The organism is Ensifer sp. 1H6 (assembly GCF_001976035.1).
Taxonomy (GTDB): Bacteria; Pseudomonadota; Alphaproteobacteria; order Rhizobiales; family Rhizobiaceae; genus Ensifer; species Ensifer canadensis.
Map to the genome: position 1 here is coordinate 42,531 of NZ_MOAI01000001.1, position 19,521 is coordinate 62,051.

A 19,521-nucleotide genomic window follows, 5' to 3' on the forward strand; every position below is an offset into this window, starting at 1 on the left:
TTCCCCTAGTCGGCCAGCAGACGGGCGGCCTGCGGCATCCATGAGGCATAAACGGTGTCACCGACCGCCAGATCGTCCTCAGCGCCCAGATTGACGCGCAGCGCGTCCAGCGTTACCCCGCTCTTCAGGCGCACCCGATAGTGGCGCCCTGCCCCGGCGTAGCTGAATTGCTCGATGACGCCCTCAAGACCGCTGCCCTGTTTGTTGAGCTCGACCCTCTCCGGCCGCACCGAGACCCAGAAGCGGCCATTGGCAGAAATATGGTCACTGGCGGTGGCAAAGATCGAACCGCCGGCCTCAGCACTTTCGACCGACAGCTCGTTGCCGGAACGTTTGGAAGTGCCGCCTTCGAACACGTTCGCTTCGCCGAGGAATTTCGCGACATAGCGGGAAACCGGTGTTTCGTAGACTTCGGCAGGCGACCCGATTTGCAGCACCTTGCCCTGCCGCATGATCGCGATGCGCGACGACACGGTCATTGCCTCATGCTGGTCGTGGGTGACGATGATGAAGGTTAGCCCCAGCTCCCGCTGAAGCCTGACCAATTCGTGCTGGGTTTCGGTGCGCAGGTTCTTGTCAAGCGCACCGAGAGGTTCGTCCAGCAACAGCACCTTCGGCCGCTTGACCAGTGCCCGCGCCAACGCGACCCGTTGCCTTTGTCCTCCAGACAGCTGTTGCGGCTTGCGATCCAGCAGTGCCGTCAGTTGCAGCTTTTCGGCCACCTCGCCCACACGCTGCCGGATCTCAGCTCCTGCCAGCCGGTCCTGCTGCAGGCCGAAGGCGATATTCTTGCCCACTGACAGATGGGGAAACAGCGCGTAGGACTGGAACATCATGTTCGTTGGTCGGCGATGGGCCGAAACGTCCGTCACATCTTCCCCGTCGAGCCGGACGACCCCCGATGTCGGCGTTTCGAAACCGGCGATCATGCGCAGCAAGGTCGACTTGCCGCATCCGGATGGACCAAGAAGCGAGAAGAATTCCCCCTTCCCGATACCGATCGAGATATTGTCGACGGCGCTGAACAGACCGAAGGACTTGGAAAGATTCTCAATTGATACGTAAGATTGCAACACGGATGTCCTTCTGCTCCCGCTTTTCAGGCAAGACATTCAGTTGCCGGCCCTAAACGCGGTCCACACCCGGGTCCGCTCGCGCGCCTGGCGTGGCGGCAGCGACTTGTCGACGAAGAGCTTGGCGCGAACTTCCGCGGGCGGATAGACGTTCGGGTCCGTGCGGATCGCCTCGTCGACCAGCGGCGTGGCAGCAGCATTGGCGTTGGCGTAAAACACGTGATTGCTGATGTCGGCGACTGTCTTCGGCTCGAGAACGTAGTCGATGAAGGCCAGTGCCTGCTCTGGATCGGGCGCATCGCCGGGCACGGCCATGGTATCGAAGGAGATGATCGTGCCTTCCTTCGGGATTGAATAATTGACCGCGATGCCGTTGTTGGCTTCCTCGGCGCGCGCTGCAGCAATGCCCGCGTCACCGCTCCACATCATCGCCAGGCACAGCTGGCCGGATGCCATGTCCGCCACCAGTTGGCCGCTCTGCATGTGCCGGATGTAGGGGCGTAACGTCAGGAGCAGGTCCTTGGCTCTGTCAAGATCTTCCTGTTTTGTCGAATAAGGATCGAGCCCGAGATAGTTCAGGGCGATCGGCACCACCTCGTTTGGCGCATCGACGATGCCAATGCCGCAGTCCTGAAACTTTTTCGCCAGTTCCGGCTTGAAGAACATGTCCAGGCTGTTAGTCGGGGCGTCGCCGACCCGCTCCTCAACGAGCTTCGGATTGTAGGCAATCCCTGTCGTCAGCCACATGTACGGGACGAGGTACTGATTGCCCGGATCGTGTTCGGCAACGAGCTTCAGGAGATCCTTGTCCAGATTCTTATAGTTTTTGAGACTGGAAGCATCGATCGGCTTCAGTGCACCCGATTGGATGAGCCGCTCGCCGACGGTCGCGCTTGGAAAGGCAACATCGAAACCGCTTCCCCCTGCCAGCAAGCGTGTCTCCAGGACCTCCAGCGAATCGAAGAAATCGACACGCGCGTCCACGCCGCTACGCTTTGCGAAGTTAGAAACTGTGTCTTCGGCAAAATAGTCGGAGAAGTTATAGATAAACAGCTTCTCATCGGCCCTCGCTCCCCCCTGCCCATAGAGCAAGGCGATCGAAGCGATGGCAACCGAGTGCATCAGCGAACGGCACGAACCAGACATGTTCCCTCCCAAGGCAGAATGGCCTTCGTTTCGGGAAAAACTGCGGGGCCAGGCGCAATGGGTCAACACTCCCTTTGGCTAGGCTGGGCGGCTGTTCGATGCCGCTGCACATGATCTTCAGCTTTGAAAGCCCATGTTTCCAAGGGCTCAGCACGACTATGCCGCGCCGGATCCGGATGCTGTGTAGAGGAACGCAGGGAGTGATTTCAGCCGAAGCACAGATTGCCTGCGGCTCCGATTTGAGCGCGTTGCCGGCGACATTGCTCCAGCGGCGTCATTGGCCGAAGCAGCGAGAAAAAGGTGACGGGCAAGGGCGCCTCGTCGAGCGAACAGAGACATACGCCTGCCAGCCCGTTTCGGTGTGAATCCTGCAGGACTTGGGCCGAGAGTTACCGTCGTCCCAATTGTTCGTCGGAGCCCGCTATGCCAGGTCTGTTGCCGTTACTGACGGAAATCAGCTTCGTGACTTCTGTCAGCGTGGGCATCGACAATCCCGCTCCCTGCCGGGTCACTGCAACGGCCCCGAACGCATTTGCAAGCCGGCAGCATTCGGATCCAGGCAATCCCGACACGCGCCCGATTATATGTCCTGCCGCGAAGGCATCACCCGCCCCTGTCGTGTCGACCGTAGCGACGGAAAACCACGGCGCGCTTTCAGCCCCGGAGTTTTGGTAGAGAGACGAACCCGTGACATCATGCTTGAGCGCGATCCTTCGCACGCCCTGACGCAACAGGGACTTGATCGCCTCTTCAACAGGAATTTCGGAGCCTTCTCCCGCAAGCGGTGCAAGATCGGCCCTGCCGAGCATGATGGTATCGAGCTTCGGCAGCAGATTGCGCACATGCGGCGCGACCGACAACGCAACACCAGCAGGAATATCCAGTGTCACGGGGATCCCGTGCCGCTGCGCAAGCTCGATCGCTCTATATGCTGCGTCGGATTGTGGACTTTGCAACAAGGCGTAGCCGGAGAGATGGAACAGCGCCGCATCCTCGAACGGTGCGTCGACGATCGATGCCGGGGACAGGTGTGCGTTGGCCCCACGATAGGCAAACATCGTTCGCTCACCGCTCTTGCCGACGGTCACGATGTTCGTTTGCGTGGGCTCAGACGGGTCCCGGCCGATCCACGCCGTCGAAACACCGATGTCCTCGAGCCACGACAGCGCCTGCTCTCCCAAGGCATCTTGCCCCACGCGCCCGATCAGCCGGCAGTCGTGGCCGGCGCGTGACAGCGCGATAGCGGTATTCGTGGCTGAGCCGCCCAGCATGTGCCGCTGGGCCGTTGCGATCGCCTCTCCTCCCTCGAGCGGATACTCGGGGATATCAAGCACGAGGTCGATATTGATATCGCCAAGGAGGACGATCGCTGCCATTGCGCAAACCCTAGAGATCGAGATGCATTTGTTCTATCGCCTGATCTACGTCGGCGATGATGTCGTCAACATGCTCGATACCGACCGAGAAGCGCACCAGGCCATCGACAACGCCCATCGCCTCCCGCTCCTGGCTGGGAATATCGAGAAAGGCCATGGTCGCCGGCATCTGCGTCGTGGTGCGCAGTCCGCCGAGGCTTGCCGCGAACGAACCGAGCTTCAGCCGCTTCAAGAGCCGTACGCCCGAAGCCTCGTCTTCGACGCAGAAGGAGAGCATGGCGCCACCGCCGCGCAACTGCTCGCTCGCCGAGGCATGGTTCGGATGCGAGGGCAGCCCCGGATAGAAGACACGTTTGACCTTGGGATGCGCTTCAAGATGTTTTGCAAGGGCAAGCGCATTGGCGCACTGCTTTTCCAGGCGGAGTGCAAGCGTCTGCGCACCGCGCAACAACAGCCAGGCGTTGAACGGCGACAGCGGCGCGCCGAGCTTGTTGAGCGTATTCCAGCGGACGTCCTCCAGCCAATCCGCAGGCAGGATGTCGGACTTCAGCGTGATCACCCCGCCGACCGCGTCGTTGTGGCCGCCGATGAATTTGGTGGCGCTTTCGACCACGACGTCGACGCCGAATTCGTGAGGCCGGCAAACGGCCGGAGACGCGAAGGTGTTGTCGCAAATGACCACGATGCCGCGCGAATGGGCGAGCTCCACCAGCGCTTTGAGCGGCGGCACCTTCATGGTTGGATTGGCGATCGCCTCGACATAGAGAACTTTGGTCTCATCGGTAAACGCGTTTTCGACCGCTCGGACATCGGTGCAATCGACAAGGCTCACTTTCAGCCCGAAATCGCCAGCGCGGTGATCGAAGAATTCGTGCGTGCTCGAATAGGTGGTGAGATCGGCAACGATGTGGTCGCCCGCTTTCAGGATGCCGAACAGCGCATGCGAGATCGCGGCCATTCCGGAAGCGGTCGCCAGGCATGCCGTGCCGCCTGTTAGCTGGGCGATATGTTCCTCGAACTTGTATTCGGTCGGGTTGCCGCAGCGCGAATAGATGTTCACTTCCTTGCGCGCACCGGCGACGATCTGGTCGTAGATGTCGCCGCCATACTGGAAATTCGCCGACATGTAGATCGGATAGCTGATCGACTGGGAATGCTCTTCGGGCGTGTAGAAGACTGCCCGGCTGGCAAAATCGAGCTCTTTAGGCGACATGAAACTTCTCCTGCATTGGACCCGGACTTGAGCCGGGTCATTAACGGCTATTCCTTGACGGCACCGCCGAGCAAAGCGGCGGTGATCTGGCGTTCGAAAAAGATGAAGAGAACCAGCGGCGCGATGGCGGCGATCAGGATGGCCGCCAGCATCACCGGATAATTGGTGATGTGCTCGCCGACGAAATCCGTGAGGCCCACGGGCAACGTCTTGCGCGCCGGATTGTTGATGAAGACGACCGGAAACAGGAAATCGTTCCAGACCCAGATCATGTTGACGATCGCCGCGGTGAACATCGCCGGGCGCGCGATCGGCAGCGCGACGCGGGCGAAGATGGACCACTCGGAAGCACCATCCATGCGCGCCGCATCGAAGAGTTCGCGCGGCAGCGTGTTGAAAAAGGCCTGCATGATGAAGATCGTGACCGGTACGTTGAAGGCGCAGTCGGCAGCACGACACCCATATGCGTATCGAGCAGTCCGGCGCCACGAAGCATCACCACCAAGGGCACGAGCGCGACATAGGCGGGGATCGCCATGGCCGCCGTCAGGCTGAGTTCGACGGCAGGCATCCAGCGTGGCCGATAGACTGCCAGCGCGTAACCGGCGAGGGTTGACACCGCCACGGTGAGAACCGTCGCGCCGGCCATGATCAGCAGCGAGTTGACAGCGTAGCCGCCAAGCGCGCCGCCGCTCCAGGCGCCGACATAGGCGTCAAGCGAGAAGCTCGTGGGCAAAGACCAGACCGAGCGCATGAACTCCTTGTTGGTCTTGAAGGTGCTGTAGATCATCCAGATGAACGGGAAGACAACCAGCAGCACATGCAGCGTCAGGAGAACGAGGACCACCGTATTGGTGACTGTCCAGCGGCGAACGGCAGCCATGGCTCAAGTTCTCCCGCCGACGCCGGCTCTTTTCAGATACCGGAAGACGAGCCACGCGCCGACCGCCGTCAGCAGCATCTGCGTGAAGCCGATGGTTGCCGCATAGCCCATCTCGAAACTGCCGAAGCCCATCTTGTAGAGGTAGGTGGAGACCACCTCGCTTGCGTGGTTCGGGCCGCCATTGGTGAGCACAAAGACGAGCGAGAAGGTCTTGAGCGAACCGATGATCGCCAGCAGGGAATTGGCGCGAACCGCGTCGCCGACCATGGGGATGGTGATCGAGAAGAACTTGGTGAAATGGCCGGCCCCATCGATCTCGGCGGCCTCGTAGACGCTTTCGGGCACACTCCTGACCGCCGCCACGAATAGCAGGACATAAAGGCCGAGATAGGTGAAGCTCATCACCACCACTACGGCTGAGAAAGCCGTGCCGGATTCGCCGAGCCAACCGCGCTTCAGGCCATCCAGCCCAAGCGCACCGAATGCCGCGTTCACCAGACCGAAATAGGGATTGTACATGAAGCGCCAGAGCAGCCCGATGCAGATCTCGCTGACCATCACCGGCACGAGATAAAAGAACAGGAATATTCGGCTGAACGCAGGCACGATGCGCACCAGGCAATAGGCGATGCAGAGCGCAAGAAACACCTGAAAGACCATGGCCGAAAGCGCGACGAGAAGGTTGCGGCCAAGCGCCCGCCAGAAGATCGGGTCGCCGGCAAGACGGACGAAATTACCCGCTCCCTGAAATACCGGCGCAGACGCTCCGTCCCAACTGAAGAGCGAGAGCCAACCGGCATAGACGACGGGATAGGCGACGAAGGCTGCAATGAGCAGGAATGCAGGCGACAGAAACAGGAGCGCCGCTCTGTTGTGGCTGTTGGCAAAGCCCTTGTTGGTACTCATCGTTCTTGGGCTCCATGGAGGGCTCGCGCGGCGAGCGGCTTGCCGCGCAAGCTGGTCATGTTGCTGGCGCCAACTACTTGTCGGTCCGCAGCGCATCCTCGAGGCGCTTGGCCGCATCGGCCGGCGGCACCGAGCCGTCAAGCACACCCTGGAGCGACGTGTAGTAGATGTTGGTCGCAGCCGGCGGCATGGCGGTGTCATAGAAGGGATCGAGGTGGCCTGCCTTCGCCATCAGCTTGCCGCTGATATCGAACAGGACAGGCCCTGCGGCTGCCTCGGTCGTTGCGTCCTTCACCGTCACCATCGTCTTTCGAAGCTCGACATACTTCGTCATGACCTGGCTCGACGTCAGGAACTTGAGCAAGGTCACGGCATCGGCCTTGTTTTCCGCCTTCTGCGAAATGCCGAAGGTGGCGGCGACGCCGGCCAGGACGTCGGACTGGTCACCAGCCCCGTCCTTGACTGTCGGGAATGCGAAATAGCCGAGTTCGAAGCCTTCGGGCGCATCGGCGGACGCGCCGATCTGCCAGGTCCCGTTCAGCATCATGGCTGCCTGGCCGTTGAGAAAGAGCATGTTGGCTTCCTGGTCGCCCATGCCGTTGAAGCCGATCGGGAAATAGCCTTTGCTCGAAAGCGCGGCGACATGTTCCAGCGCCTTGGTCGCTTCGTCGCCGAGCGCGGCCTTGGCATCCTTGTTGACGAAGGCGGAAACGACGCCGGATCCCTTGAGGCGCATCTCGAGATACTGGAACCAGAACGTCGCCGGCCAGGCATCCTTGTTGCCAAGCGCAAACGGGACAATGCCCGCGCCCTTGATCGTCTCGGCCAATGCCAGAAGCTCATCGTAGCTCGACGGCACCGTCCAGCCTTTTTCCGCAAAAAGCGCCTTGTCGTACCAGAAGACGACGGAGTCGACATCGACGGGAACGGCGTAGGCGTGACCATCCTTGCTTGTCTGCGCGAGGGCGCTTTCGAGGAAACTGTCGCCCCAGCCGTCCTTGGCAAGGTCTGCGTCGAGCGCATACATCTGCCCGCCATTGACGAAGGCATTCAGAAAGCCGCCGGGCAGCGTGTAGAATACGTCAGGCGGGTTGCCCGACGCCATGGCCGTGTTGAGCTTGGTCTTATAGGCCGACTGTTCGGCCGCAACGACATCCAGCTTGATGTCGGGATGCGCCTTGGCGAATTCGTCCAGGGCGAAATTGATGAAGTCGACCTTGTCCTGTTGGCCCGCATAGGCGTGCCAGAAGGACAGCTCACCGGCTGCGGCCGGAAGGGCGGTCAGCACCATGGCCGCACCAGCAATCAACAAACGCTTCAGTCCCATGACATCCTCCCAGAAGTCCAGCAGCGCATCTTCTCGCGTTGATGTAGTGATGCCACATCATATAAGTCGTGTCTATAGTGACACCACAACATGACTATGCTAGCCTCTTCGCCAAGGCGCACCGCCAACCCGAAAAAAGGCCCCGTCAATGGTCAATGATTTGCGAGGCAACAGCAGCATTCCGGCCAGCATCCGGCTGCGAAGTGTGTTGCCGAAATTGTCAGATTCCGAACGGCGCGTGGCGCTTTGGATGCTCGACAACAGCGACAGCGCAATCCGCCAGTCGATGTCGGCAATCGCGCAGGCGACGGATGTCAGTGATACGACCGTGCTGCGCATGTGCCGCACCGCGGGCTTTGAAGGGTTCACCGATCTCAAGCTGGCGATGGCTCAAGAGCCGCGCATCGTTCAAGCCGAGATGTCGTCCGAGCCACAGACAAGCGACCTGCAGGCCGCAAGCCGATTGTTTCGCGCAATCGGCCAGGCCCTGACCGATACGCTCGGTGTTCTCGATGAAAAGACCCTTGCCGAGGCGATCGATCTGATGGCCGGTGCCAAGCACATTTTGGTCGGCGGCGTGGGCGGGTCCGGCATCGTCGCGCAGGCATTTTATCAACGCTGTATCCGGCTGGGACTGCGATGCGATGCGCCAGTCGATTCCCAACTGCAGATCATGCATGCGGCGCTGACCGGACCGGGCGATCTCGTCGTCGCCATTTCCTATTCCGGCATTACCAGCGATCCGGTTCTCGTGCTGCAGGAAGCCAAGGCGCGCGGCGCCTCAACGCTCTGTATCACCGGCAACAGCAGCTCACCGCTGGCGCGCCTCGCCGATGTCGTGCTCGTCAGCGTCTCGCATGAGCAGGGCAGCGAGCCGATGGCAGCGCAGATCGCGCAGATGACATTGGTCGATGCGCTCTATTCCGTTTTTGCCGCACGCAATGCCGAGCGGGTTCAACTCACCGAGGAGCGCATGGTCAAGGCGATCCTCCCGAAATCAATCTAGCCAAAACACGAGCAGGGCATTGAAAACACAAATCTATACCATGCAGACAGTTGCCGAGGCCCTGGCTGCGGCGAAAGTCGGCGTCGACTATCTCGGCCTCACACCTTCGAACCGTGGCCTGCCCGGCGAGATCAGCTTCGCCACTGCGCGCGAGATCGCCGATGCCCTTAAGGGCAAGGCACAACGGGTGGCGCTGTCGGTGGAGAGTGATCTCGAGGCGATCGCCGAGATGGTGGACGCGGTGCAGCCTGATGTGCTGCATCTGTGTGGCGACATCGAGCTCGTGACCCCTGAGCACGTCAAGACGTTGCGCACGAAGCTGCTGGCAAAATACCGCGACCTGAAGATCCTCCAGGCCATACCGATGACCGGGCCGGAGGCGCTCGATCACGCAGCTCGCTTCGAGCCGTTTGCGGACATCTTCATCCTGGATTCCGTCGCTGCCCATATCGGCGGCATTGGCGCTGCCGGCGTCACCCATGACTGGTCGCTCAGCCGCGAGATCGTAAAACGCAGCAAACGGCCGGTGATCCTGGCGGGCGGCCTCAAGCCGGAGAACGTCGCAGCTGCGATCGAGGCTGTCCGGCCCTGGGCGGTGGACTCACTCACCCATACGAATCGCGCTCTTCCCGAAGGTGGCTTTCGCAAGGACATCGACAAGATTGCGACCTTCGTGGCTGCCGCGAAGCACGCCTGAAATTGACGTGCTTTCATCTCGTTCCTCCGGGATGGCCTGACGAACCCGAGCACCTCGGCCGCCAGGCAGTTCGGGAGAGACGAGACTTGTCCTACTGCATGTTTCCTTAAATCGTCTTTGATTTAAGGATAAAAACATGCAGCAATTCAAAGTGCTACAGCGACCTTTGCGCGTCTAATAAGACGGGCGGCGCTGTAGCTTTCGCCGGCGTGGTCGTCTTGCAGGTCCACCAGCGCCCGCCGATCCGCCGCTGTCACCGCGCAATAGGGTGACCGGCACCCGATTGTATTGACGAACCTTGTGGGGGAACGCCCTGGCCGGCCGCTGCAATTTCGAACGCTTGGCACGCCGCTGCAGCAAGACCATCGAAACGGACAGAATACGGCGGGTCGCGCGCATATGGGTCTGTTTCAGTGGCGTGCCGGTCTGCCGCCTGTTACTGAAGCAATGTATCGCTTAGTTGAACGAGCGGGACGACAGGACCCCATCGGCCACGAAAGGAAGCGACCATGGCGACGACACCACGAAGACCATCCAATCCAAAAGATGCCGCCGAGGCGCTGTTCAGGCCGGCGAAGAAGGTGGCAGCTCCCGCGGTCGAAAGACCTGCGATCCCGAACACCAAGGAACTCGTATCGCTGAAGATCGACAGCGATGTGCTCGCCCATTTCCAGGCGGACGGGCCCGGCTGGCAGGATCGTATCAACGATACCTTGCGCGCCGCCATGAAACCGTCAGTTTGATCGTCGGCGCTGAACGCGGCGTAATTTAGCGCGCCTTGAGCGTCATCGAACCGCAGATCTCTCACTCATCGCTGCGCGCTATTGCTGCCCCCCGGCGCCTTTGGGAAGGCATCGCCCGTCCGCGAAGGCGCTTCGGGTAGCCGGACGCCCAAATAGCGAGGGGAGCGCGACGGCGCCAACGGCATCATAGGCTAGCCTTGAATACCGGTGTCAGAAACGACTCCGCCGCTTTGCCGGGCCGGGCGCTGATCTGGCTGCGCAGCTATCCTGTCTGAACGGATCCAGACGGCAAGAAGGTCATAAAAGACGCTGAGCACAATCGGGCCCAGAAACAGGCCGATCAATCCATAGGCAAGCGTGCCGCCGAGTACCCCGACCAGGATGACGAGCATTGGTGTGGAAAGGCCACGAGCGACCAGAATGGGCTTCATAATGTTGTCGATCAACGCGATCGGAACGAGGAGAAGCGTCATGAGCAAGGCTGACTGGAACTCCATTGTCATCCATCCCCACACGATCAGGGGCAGGAAAACAGGAAACGGCCCGATTTGCACGATACACAGGATCATCACGACAAACGCGATCAACCCGGCTGCGGGCACCGCGAAGAGCTTCAGAACCAACGCGCACAATATCGTCTGAATGAAGGCCACGCCGATGACGCCTCTTGCGACGTTTCGGATCGTGGCGGTTGCAAGACGTACGAACCCTTGCCCTCGCTCTCCGGCGATCCTGTGCGCAAACACATTCAAGAACTCGGAGATCTTCAAGCCAGGGCGAAACAGAAAGCCGGTGACAATCACCGACGCAATGAAACCTACAAATCCCAACCCGATGCTGGCAAGAACGCCGATGGCCTTGCTGCCGGCTTGCAGCAGTGCCGGTTGGAACCGGTTAAGGGCGGCCGCCAGATTGTTTGAAGCAAGACTCCAGGCATTGTAGATCCGCTCTCCGATGATGGGCCAGTTCCGAACGGCCTCTGGCGGCGCCGGCATGATTGCCTCGCTACCCTTGAGCTTTTCGTACACCACTTGCGCGCCGTCGAGCGAACCGAAGATGAGAGCCGACAATGGGCCGATAATGAGGGAAAGGTTCACCAGCGTAATGAGCACGGCCGCGAGCTTTCCGCGACCACCAAGCATTTTTTCAAGCCTGCGATAAAGCGGATACTGCGCGACCGCCAGGATAGCGGCCCATATGCCGATAATGGCAAAGGGTACCACTAGCGTCAGCGACCAATAGGCAAACAGCCCAACGATACCGAACCGGACGAGGTCCGTGATCCGTGTTTCGATTGAGGCCGTCGCCACCGGAGCAGGCGCTAAACTATTGCTTTTACCAAGTCGATCGTCATCCATGACAGCGCCCCCGCCCCCTCGCAAGACGAACATATGGCAAGGCAGTTAGATCCTGCCCTGCCACCATTTCGAGCTAAGCTATTGGCGCTTCCCAGTTCAGGAAGAAGCCGATATCCCCGGGTATCCCCCCAGGGAACGTGACCACCATTGCCTTCAGCTTGTAGCCCTGAGGTTGCGCGGCAGCTTTAAATCGATCGTACAGTTCCTTGGCCTTGCCCTGCAGCGTCTCGGGCCATTGCGGATCGGCATTGTTGATTGCCCTGCCGTTGTCGGTGCAGAAATCGGAGGGAAACGTGTAGACGAGCGCCTCCATCTTTCCATCTGCAACAGCCCGCATGACCACCTTGCGGATGATTGCCCGCTCCGCTTCGCCGACGTGATCCTTGAAGAATTCATCGGCGAACTTCGCGCGTTCCTCACGCTCCCGATCCCTGATCTTGTCGTCGCGTTCCATTGCGGCGAGCTGTTTTTCGAGCAAGTTCTTGCGCAGATCGGCCGCGGTCGGAATGGCGGCGGGCTGTCCTGTATCTTTTTCCGCACTCATCGCTTTATCTCCAACAAATTGTTCGCTCATCGAGTGGTTCAGGCATCGAACGGGGAATGCAGGCGTCCCAGCACCATCGCTCCGTCGTTGCCTGCATTTCTAGTGACCGGCGGATCCCTGGATATCCGGCACCACATTACGCGGGCTCGTGTCTTCAATAAAGCCCGACGGCCGCTTCTGACGCTTACCGAGCTCGGGTTCTTCGAACTTCACGCGCTCGTAGGGTATCGATTTGAGGATGTGCGAGATGCAGTTGATGCGCGCGCGCTTTTTATTGTCCGAGGGAACAATCCACCAAGGCGCGAGTTGGCTATCCGTCATCCGGATCATCTCGTCATAGGCACGCGTATAATCCCACCAGCGGCGATAGGATTCCAGATCCATTGGGCTCAGTTTCCATTGCCTCAACGGGTCATCGATACGGCGGCGGAAGCGACGCTCTTGCTCATCCTCGCTCACTGTCAGGAAATACTTCAGCAAAGTGACGCCATTCTCAACGATCGCCGCTTCAAACCGCGGCAGCGCCTCGAGAAAGTGTCGCGCCTTCTTTTCCGTACAGAACCCCATGACGCGCTCGACCCCCGGCCTGTTGTACCAGCTGCGGTCAAAGATCACGACTTCCCCGGCGGCAGGCAGATGAGCAATGTAGCGCTGCATGTACATCTGGGACTTCTCCCGGTCCGTGGGTGCAGGCAGGGCGACCACACGGAAGACCCGCGGGCTCACCCACTGGGTTATGCGCTTGATGACGCCCCCCTTTCCGGCGGCATCACGTCCCTCGAAGATGATGACGATACGTGCTCCTGACTTTTGCACCCAGGCCTGCAGATACGACAACTCGACCTGCAACTTTACGAGGCGCTTTTCGTAACGACGCGCCTCTTTCTTCGTTTTTTTTTCACTTTGTGCCTCAATGGGCCTATCGGTTATGTCGTCCATTTCTTTGTCCTCACGTTTCTCCACCCTTCGATTTATTGCCTTGTCGAAAGCACGTCGTTTGCCCGGCTGGACAGGCGCACACGAAGGGATCAGTTCGCGCGTCAATGGAACGCGTCCTGCCCGAAAGCCTTCTTGGCGACCGAATAAGACTTGCTGCGCTCGCCCTTGCCTGTGCGGGTTTCCTCAACGACACGAGTTGAGGGTTCCGCACCCGGTCCGGGGCATCGAATTCGGGGCTTGATTGGATACGGGTAAGCTGTGTTTCTAATTCAGCGTCGGTCGGCGTTGTCGCGCAAGCCGCCTCCGAGCCGCCTTCAATGCCAAAATCCATGTTCTTCCCCCCAAAGTCTTAAGGAGGGCGCACGAGCCAACACCGCCCGATGCTCGCTGCGTGTTTGCGCTCGTGCCGCACAACGTCAGGCTACATTATTATCTATGCATATGCGAATGTTTTGTCCGGACCATAATGCCTATCATTAACGATCCACGTCGCTCCAAGCTGGAACACTTTGGCGGCGCCTTGACCGGAAGTTACTACCGTGTCGGACATGCTGATGCGGAAGGCTCGGCGCCCTTGTTGAGGCCGGCTTAAGTCCAAAGCCAGGAGGCCCTGTCTCTTTCGTAATCGACGAGGACAGCTTGCACCTGTTCGATGAAGCAAGCGGGATGTCGCTGTTGAATTCGTGACGAAGGAGGAGCGTCAGCCTTGGTATCGAAACGGCCTGCCCGGCGCCAACCACTTTGAAGCCGAGCGCGCCGCGTCGCTAGGTCGGCATATGCGGCGCGATCAACGTCAAAGTGGGGAAATAGGTCCGATAGCGGCCGACATCACGCGTCAGTAACGGCAAGCCGCTGACGGCCGCATGCGCACCAATGAAGAAATCGGGGAGCACTCCGGTCCTTGTGCCGCCTGCCTTGCGATATCGCGTAAAGACCTTGCTTGCCAGAAAGAGAGCCTCGCGAGCACTGCCGTCAGTTCCAAGCCTGCCTGGTCAACCAATGTTTCGACATCTTCGATCCGATCGTAGCGGACGGCCAGTTCGGCATAGACAATGTCGTTGATCCACAGTTTCCCGCGAAGGCTTGCGTTTTCGAGCTGGGTTATGGACCAGTCAACCCATGTCGGATCGTCGGTTACAACGTCGAGAAGAACATTCGTGTCTACCAGTATCACGGTTCGCCACGCGTCAGGGCCATGATAGCGTCAGTATCCAGCCCCTTGCCGGCGTGTCCTCGCAGCTTCGAAAAGCGGCTGGGTTGCTGCTTTTTAGCCGCATGTACCAGCACGATGCTTCCATCCGGGGCGCGCTGGAAATCAACCTTGCTTCCAGGCACGATACCCAGGAGGTCGCGCACTGGCTTCGGGATCGTAACCTGCCCCTTGGCTGTAACTGTCGTGGTCATTGTCGGTACCGTTGTAAGGAATGGTTTCATCAAGGTATTACTTCGCAGCCCGGCTTTCAAGAGGAGCGGCCGCACAGCGTCTGGTTGCGACACGCCCCTCAGGCTAAAGGTCGGCCGACGCGATAGGACACGATCTCAGCTAGGTGAGGCGCGTGGGTTATCCAGACGCCGAGACGGTGGCGTGTATGCGCGTTCAGGTCGAGACGCGTTCCGGTGCGCAGCAGCACACGAAAATCGTGCGGGTGAGCGGGAGCCGCCCACCCGCGAACGCCACATCCCTACACCTTGACACGCAAACCCTTCGGATCATAAGCCGGGGAAAGATGCGCGGTCACGGAGAACCGATCACCGGCAAGCTCGACTTCGAATCTCCCGCCCCCCAGGAATTCCTTGTTCACGCCAGAGGAATGTTCGATCAGGCCAAGGGCGACGGAGCGGCCGAGCGTGTGGCCGTAGGCGGCCGAGCGGACTTCGCCGACGGGCTTGCCATCGCGAAGAACCAGCTCACCGCCCCATAACATCGGCGACGGATCATCGACGGTGAACTGCACGATGCGCCGCGTGGGCACCCCCTTCTCCTTTGCGGCGATCAACGCGTCACGGCCGAGAAAGCCGTCCGGCTTGTCGAGCGAGAGCGCGAAAGCAAGGCCCGCCTCGTAAGGGTTGACATCAGGCGTCAGCTCGCGGCTCCAGGCGCGATAGCCCTTTTCCAGCCGGAGCGCCTCGAGCGCATAGTAGCCGCAATCGCTCAACCCCAAATCGCGCCCGACCTCGTGCAACGCCTCGTAGACACCGACGGCGAACTCCGTCGGCACGATCAGTTCCCAGCCGAGTTCACCGACATAGGTCATGCGGTTGGCATAGGCCGTGGCATAGCCGATATCGATCTCCCGGATCGTCGCGAAGGGAAAAGCGGCATTGGAGAGATCGGCTGATGTCAACCGCGCCAGGATATCCCGCGCACGCGGACCCATGAGCGCCAGAACCGCGTAGGCAGAGGTGACGTCAGTCAGCGTCACATGCGCTTCGGCCGGCAGGTTCTTGCGGATCCAGTCGGCGTCGTGCACCGGCTGCGCCGAACCGGTAATCAGAAGGAAGCGGTCCGCAGCCAGCCGCAGCACCGTCAGGTCGCTTTCATAGCCGCCGCGCACATTGAGGAGCCCGGTATAGACGGAACGACCGATCGCAACGTCGATATCGGCTGCGCAGATGCGGTTGAGTGCTGCTGCGGCATCGCGCCCCTGGACGAGAAGCTTGGCAAAGGAGGTCTGGTCGAAGATGCCGGCCACCTCGCGCGTTGCTTTCATCTCGCGCTTGACCGCCTCGTGCCAGTTCTGCCGGCCGAAGGCATAGTCCGTCACCGGCTTTTCGCCCTCGGCCGCAAACCAGTTGGCACGCTCCCAGCCCATTTTCGAGCCGAAGCAGGCGCCCTTTGCCGCAAGCCGATCATAGAGGGCTGAGCGGCGGAAGGGCCGCGCCGTGTCCAGCTCGCGGTTGGGCCAGGGCATGGCATAGTGCAGCCCGAGCGTCTCCTTGACGCGGTCATGCAGCCAGCGCGGATTGTTGTTGAAGTTTGCAAAACGACGGATGTCGACCGGCCAGAGGTCCATGGTCGGCGCGCCGTTGACGATCCATTCCGCCAGCGCACGCCCGGCGCCACCGGCGCTGGCGATACCCATCGAGTTGAAGCCGGCGCCGACGTAGAAGTTCTTCAGTTCCGGCGCCTCGCCGAGCATGAAGTTGTTGTCGGGCGTGAAGCTTTCAGGGCCGTTATAAAACTTCTTCACCTCTGATGTCGCCAGTTGTGGCACCCGTTGCAGGGCGCTTTGCATCAGGATTTCAAACTGGTCCCAGTCATCAGGAAGCAAGGCGAATTCGAAATCACCCGGAATGCCGGCCATGCCCCACGGTTTTGCCTCCGGCTCGAAACCACCCATGACCAGGCCACCCACCTCTTCCTTGAAGTAGATGTAACCATCGGGATCGCGCATGACCGGCAGGTCCGGATGCACGCCTTCGATCCTGCCGGTCACGATGTACATATGTTCAGCCGAATGCAGCGGCACCGACACCCCGCACATCAGCCCGACCTTGCGTGCCCACTGGCCGGCGCAATTGACGACGATCTCGGCGGCGATCGTCCCCTGATCCGTTTCCACACCGGTAACCGCACCATCAGCGGTGACGATGCCGGTGACGCGCACACGCTCGATGATGCGCGCACCACGGTTGCGTGCGCCCTTTGCCAGCGACTGCGTCAGATCGGTCGGATTGGCTTTGCCGTCACCGGGCAACCAGACGGCGCCGGCCAGGTCGTCGATGGCCATCACCGGCCAGAGATCCTGGGCCTCTTTCGGCGAAATCACCTCGATGGCAACGCCCTGCGCGCGGGCGGACGCGGCCGTGCGCTTCAGCACCGTCATACGGTCGGCCGATCGCGCGACGGAAACGGAGCCGCAATTCTTCCAGCCCGTGGCGAGCCCGGTTTCAGCCTCCAACTCGCTATAGAGCTGCGTCGAATATTTGATGAGGCTGGTCATGTTGGCGTGGCTGCGCAGCTGGCCGACAAGGCCGGCTGCGTGCCAGGTGGTGCCGCCGCTCAATTGCCCTTGCTCCAAAAGCACGACGTCCGTCCAGCCGAGCTTGGTGAGGTGATAGGCGACCGAACAGCCGATAATGCCGCCGCCGATGATGACGACCTGTGCCTGCGTTGGAAAATTCTGAGCCATGAAACAGCCTCCCGAAGCCATGGAAGGCCACACCATAACAACGGAAGAGCAAATAACAAGACAATAAGTTACAAAATATTACATTACGTCGCGACAATCAGGCCTGGACCTCGGCGCTCCAGCGCTTCGCAGATCGCCTGCGGCGGTCGCGCATCGACGATTACCCCGGCTGCCAATTCGAAGCGCGGAATGCGCAGCGGCGTCAGCCGGCCGAACTTCGAGCTATCGAGAATGAAGTAGGCCTTCGCTGCCATCGCGATCATGCGCGAGCGCTGCTCAGCACCATTGCGGGTAAAGTCAGTCACCTCACCGTCCGGCGACAATCCGCCGCCGCCGAGGAAAGCCACATCCACCCGGAAATGGCCGATCGCCTCAAGCGCATCGATACCGACGGCCGCCTCTTCCGCCGGGTCGATCTCACCACCGAGCATATGCACCCGCACCAGCGGCTGGCGACACATCTGCAGCGCTATCGAAAGGGAAGTCGTACAAATCGTTAGGTTTTTTCGCTCTGACAGGGCATGGGCCACCGCAAGCGTCGTCGTGCCGGAATCGAGAAACACGACCATGCCGTCGCGCACGAGACCCGCTGCAGCCCTGCCAATCGATGCCTTCGCCGCAGCATTCTCACCACGCCTCTCTGTGAAGGCGGCCTCGGTCGGCTCGAACAGCGTCGCGCCGCCGTGAACGAGATCAAGCTGGCCGCGCTCCGCCAGGTGCCTCAGGTCGCGACGGATCGTCTGCCGCGACACATCGAAAAAATCGGCAAGCTCGGTGATGCCAACCGTGCCATCGGCGGCTAGACGGCGGAGGATTTCGCCATGACGGCGGGGAGCAAGGGCACGAGCGCTTTGAGTATCTGACATGCGGGTATCTGCGATCATTTTTGGTGTTTTGACAAGACGCGTCGCAAACCGCGTCACCGCAACCCAATTTCGCCTTCATTCGCCCGGTCTGAAGCGCATCAAACCACTGGGCCCGCGCATAATCACGCATGAAAGATGTCTATTTATGTTGCACAATGTAACTATTCTTTGCATCTTGATCTCAAGCACTCATTGACGCAAAGGGAGGCAGGCAGTGCAACAGGCATGCACACAAGGCCGCCGATTTACCTTCTACCTGCTCGACGGCTTCACGCAGTACGCATTCACCTCAGCGCTTGAAGCGCTTCGCCTCGCCAATGATGTCCTGGGCAGGCCACATTACAGCTGGCGTACCGTGACACGCGACGGCCAGCCTGCGCTGTCAAGCTGCGGCATGCGCTTGATGGCCGACGCAGCGCTCACCTCGGAGCGGGACGGGCTGCAACAACCGGGGCGTCCCCACATGATCGTGGTCTGCGGCGGCCGCGCCATTCCCCCTGCCGACGGAAAGGCCGAAGGCTGGCTGCGGCTGTCCCGGCGGGGAAGCATTGCCATCGCCGGGCTCGCAGGCGGCCTCTACAGCCTGGCACGGGCCGGCGTGCTCGACGGGCGTCGCTGCGCCGTGCATTGGGAGCACTTTCCGGATTTCTCCGAACGGTTCTTCACGACGAAAGCCCGCCAGACGGCCTTCGAGATCGACAGCGACCTCTATACCTGCGCCGGCGGCAATGCCCCGTTCCTGCGCATTGTCGAAGATGATCTCGGACGGGACGTAGCAAATCGCGTTTGCGAGCTGGCTCTATCGGAACGGGTCCGCAGCGCCGGAGAGCGCCAGCGGCTGCCGCTTCAGGCCCGCGTCGGCATCGATAACCGTCTGCTGATTGACATTATCGAACAGATGGAGGCGAACCTCGCCGATCCATTGAAACTTGCCGACATAACTCCCACGACTGGATTGTCGCGCCGTCAGATAGAACGCCTGTTTCGGCGCGAGATGGGACGCTCCCCCAAGCGCTACTATCTCCAGCTGCGGCTGGAGCGCGCGCACCTGCTTCTCGTCAATTCATCGCTTCCCGTCTTCGAGATCGCCGTGGCATGCGGATTTTCCTCGGCCTCGCATTTTTCCCGGACCTACAGGGAGACCTACGGCTGTACGCCGCAGCGCACGCGCCTGGCAGAACTGGCGCACCGCCAGCCTTCGCGATCGACATCAGGAGAGCCTGGTCGTGTGCTGCCCGACATGAAGGTCGCCTAGGCGCCGGCGGGGCCTCGGCCCGAGATTGCCAGGGGAGAAGCCCGGCATCTCACGCC

Annotated in this window: 17 protein-coding genes and 1 pseudogene; 4 read left to right on the forward strand and 14 right to left on the reverse strand. The window is 60.6% G+C overall.

Annotation, left to right across the window (positions count from 1 at the left end; all coding sequences use genetic code 11):
- Nucleotides 1-5: 5 nt before the first annotated feature.
- The 7 genes from BKP54_RS34795 to BKP54_RS00210 form a co-directional block, all read right to left on the reverse strand.
- Nucleotides 6-1,076 (reverse strand): ABC transporter ATP-binding protein, encoded by a 1,071-nt coding sequence (locus BKP54_RS34795; RefSeq protein WP_244494260.1) that lies wholly within the window; start codon nt 1,074-1,076, stop codon nt 6-8.
- A 36-nt stretch (nt 1,077-1,112) separates the two neighbouring features.
- On the reverse strand, nt 1,113-2,219 hold the full coding sequence (locus BKP54_RS00185) for a polyamine ABC transporter substrate-binding protein (RefSeq protein WP_025430134.1): 1,107 nt from the start codon (nt 2,217-2,219) through the stop codon (nt 1,113-1,115).
- 389 nt (nt 2,220-2,608) lie between these two features.
- Nucleotides 2,609-3,595 carry a carbohydrate kinase family protein gene (locus BKP54_RS00190; RefSeq protein WP_025430135.1) on the reverse strand — a complete coding sequence of 329 codons (987 nt, stop codon included), beginning with the start codon at nt 3,593-3,595 and terminating at the stop codon, nt 2,609-2,611.
- Between the two features lie 10 nt (nt 3,596-3,605).
- On the reverse strand, nt 3,606-4,808 hold the full coding sequence (locus BKP54_RS00195) for an aminotransferase class I/II-fold pyridoxal phosphate-dependent enzyme (RefSeq protein ID WP_025430136.1): 1,203 nt from the start codon (nt 4,806-4,808) through the stop codon (nt 3,606-3,608).
- A 47-nt stretch (nt 4,809-4,855) separates the two neighbouring features.
- Nucleotides 4,856-5,218: an ABC transporter permease subunit gene (locus BKP54_RS36295; protein WP_245317750.1), complete on the reverse strand. Its 363-nt coding sequence runs from the start codon at nt 5,216-5,218 to the stop codon at nt 4,856-4,858.
- Nucleotides 5,219-5,694: 476 nt separating this feature from the next.
- Complete coding sequence (locus BKP54_RS00205) at nt 5,695-6,597, reverse strand: sugar ABC transporter permease (protein ID WP_025430138.1); 903 nt, start codon at nt 6,595-6,597, stop codon at nt 5,695-5,697.
- 73 nt (nt 6,598-6,670) lie between these two features.
- Entirely contained in the window at nt 6,671-7,924 is a 1,254-nt protein-coding gene (locus BKP54_RS00210) for an extracellular solute-binding protein (RefSeq protein ID WP_113567368.1), read from the reverse strand.
- A gap of 148 nt (nt 7,925-8,072) precedes the next feature.
- Between BKP54_RS00210 and BKP54_RS00215 the strand changes: the two genes are divergently transcribed.
- From BKP54_RS00215 to BKP54_RS00230, 3 genes are all read left to right on the forward strand, one after another.
- Nucleotides 8,073-8,930 carry a MurR/RpiR family transcriptional regulator gene (locus tag BKP54_RS00215; protein WP_081789031.1) on the forward strand — a complete coding sequence of 286 codons (858 nt, stop codon included), beginning with the start codon at nt 8,073-8,075 and terminating at the stop codon, nt 8,928-8,930.
- 19 nt (nt 8,931-8,949) lie between these two features.
- Entirely contained in the window at nt 8,950-9,627 is a 678-nt protein-coding gene (locus tag BKP54_RS00220) for a phosphoribosylanthranilate isomerase (protein ID WP_025430140.1), read from the forward strand.
- A 509-nt stretch (nt 9,628-10,136) separates the two neighbouring features.
- Nucleotides 10,137-10,370: a BrnA antitoxin family protein gene (locus BKP54_RS00230; RefSeq protein WP_025430141.1), complete on the forward strand. Its 234-nt coding sequence runs from the start codon at nt 10,137-10,139 to the stop codon at nt 10,368-10,370.
- A gap of 191 nt (nt 10,371-10,561) precedes the next feature.
- On the opposite strand, the gene BKP54_RS00235 is transcribed toward BKP54_RS00230, so the two are convergent.
- The 7 genes and pseudogenes from BKP54_RS00235 to BKP54_RS00265 form a co-directional block, all read right to left on the reverse strand.
- A complete protein-coding gene (locus BKP54_RS00235; RefSeq protein WP_025430142.1) occupies nt 10,562-11,728 on the reverse strand; it encodes an AI-2E family transporter in 1,167 nt (388 codons plus the stop codon).
- A gap of 73 nt (nt 11,729-11,801) precedes the next feature.
- The gene (locus tag BKP54_RS00240; RefSeq protein WP_025430143.1) at nt 11,802-12,272 is read right to left on the reverse strand and encodes a hypothetical protein; all 471 of its coding nucleotides are present in this window, start codon (nt 12,270-12,272) and stop codon (nt 11,802-11,804) included.
- Nucleotides 12,273-12,371: 99 nt separating this feature from the next.
- A complete protein-coding gene (gene ppk2 / locus BKP54_RS00245; protein ID WP_041692912.1) occupies nt 12,372-13,211 on the reverse strand; it encodes a polyphosphate kinase 2 in 840 nt (279 codons plus the stop codon).
- 764 nt (nt 13,212-13,975) lie between these two features.
- Nucleotides 13,976-14,385 (reverse strand): annotated as a pseudogene (locus BKP54_RS00250) (type II toxin-antitoxin system VapC family toxin).
- A complete protein-coding gene (locus BKP54_RS00255; RefSeq protein WP_025430146.1) occupies nt 14,382-14,615 on the reverse strand; it encodes an AbrB/MazE/SpoVT family DNA-binding domain-containing protein in 234 nt (77 codons plus the stop codon). The pseudogene BKP54_RS00250 and the gene BKP54_RS00255 overlap by 4 nt, the downstream one beginning before the upstream one ends.
- A 278-nt stretch (nt 14,616-14,893) precedes the next feature.
- Complete coding sequence (locus tag BKP54_RS00260; protein ID WP_057220019.1) at nt 14,894-17,344, reverse strand: FAD-dependent oxidoreductase; 2,451 nt, start codon at nt 17,342-17,344, stop codon at nt 14,894-14,896.
- 83 nt (nt 17,345-17,427) lie between these two features.
- Nucleotides 17,428-18,210, reverse strand: coding sequence for a DeoR/GlpR family DNA-binding transcription regulator (locus BKP54_RS00265; RefSeq protein ID WP_025430148.1), 783 nt, complete (start codon nt 18,208-18,210; stop codon nt 17,428-17,430).
- Nucleotides 18,211-18,424: 214 nt separating this feature from the next.
- On the opposite strand from BKP54_RS00265, the gene BKP54_RS00270 reads away from it, so the two are divergent.
- Nucleotides 18,425-19,465: a GlxA family transcriptional regulator gene (locus BKP54_RS00270; protein ID WP_025430149.1), complete on the forward strand. Its 1,041-nt coding sequence runs from the start codon at nt 18,425-18,427 to the stop codon at nt 19,463-19,465.
- Nucleotides 19,466-19,521 lie beyond the last annotated feature (56 nt).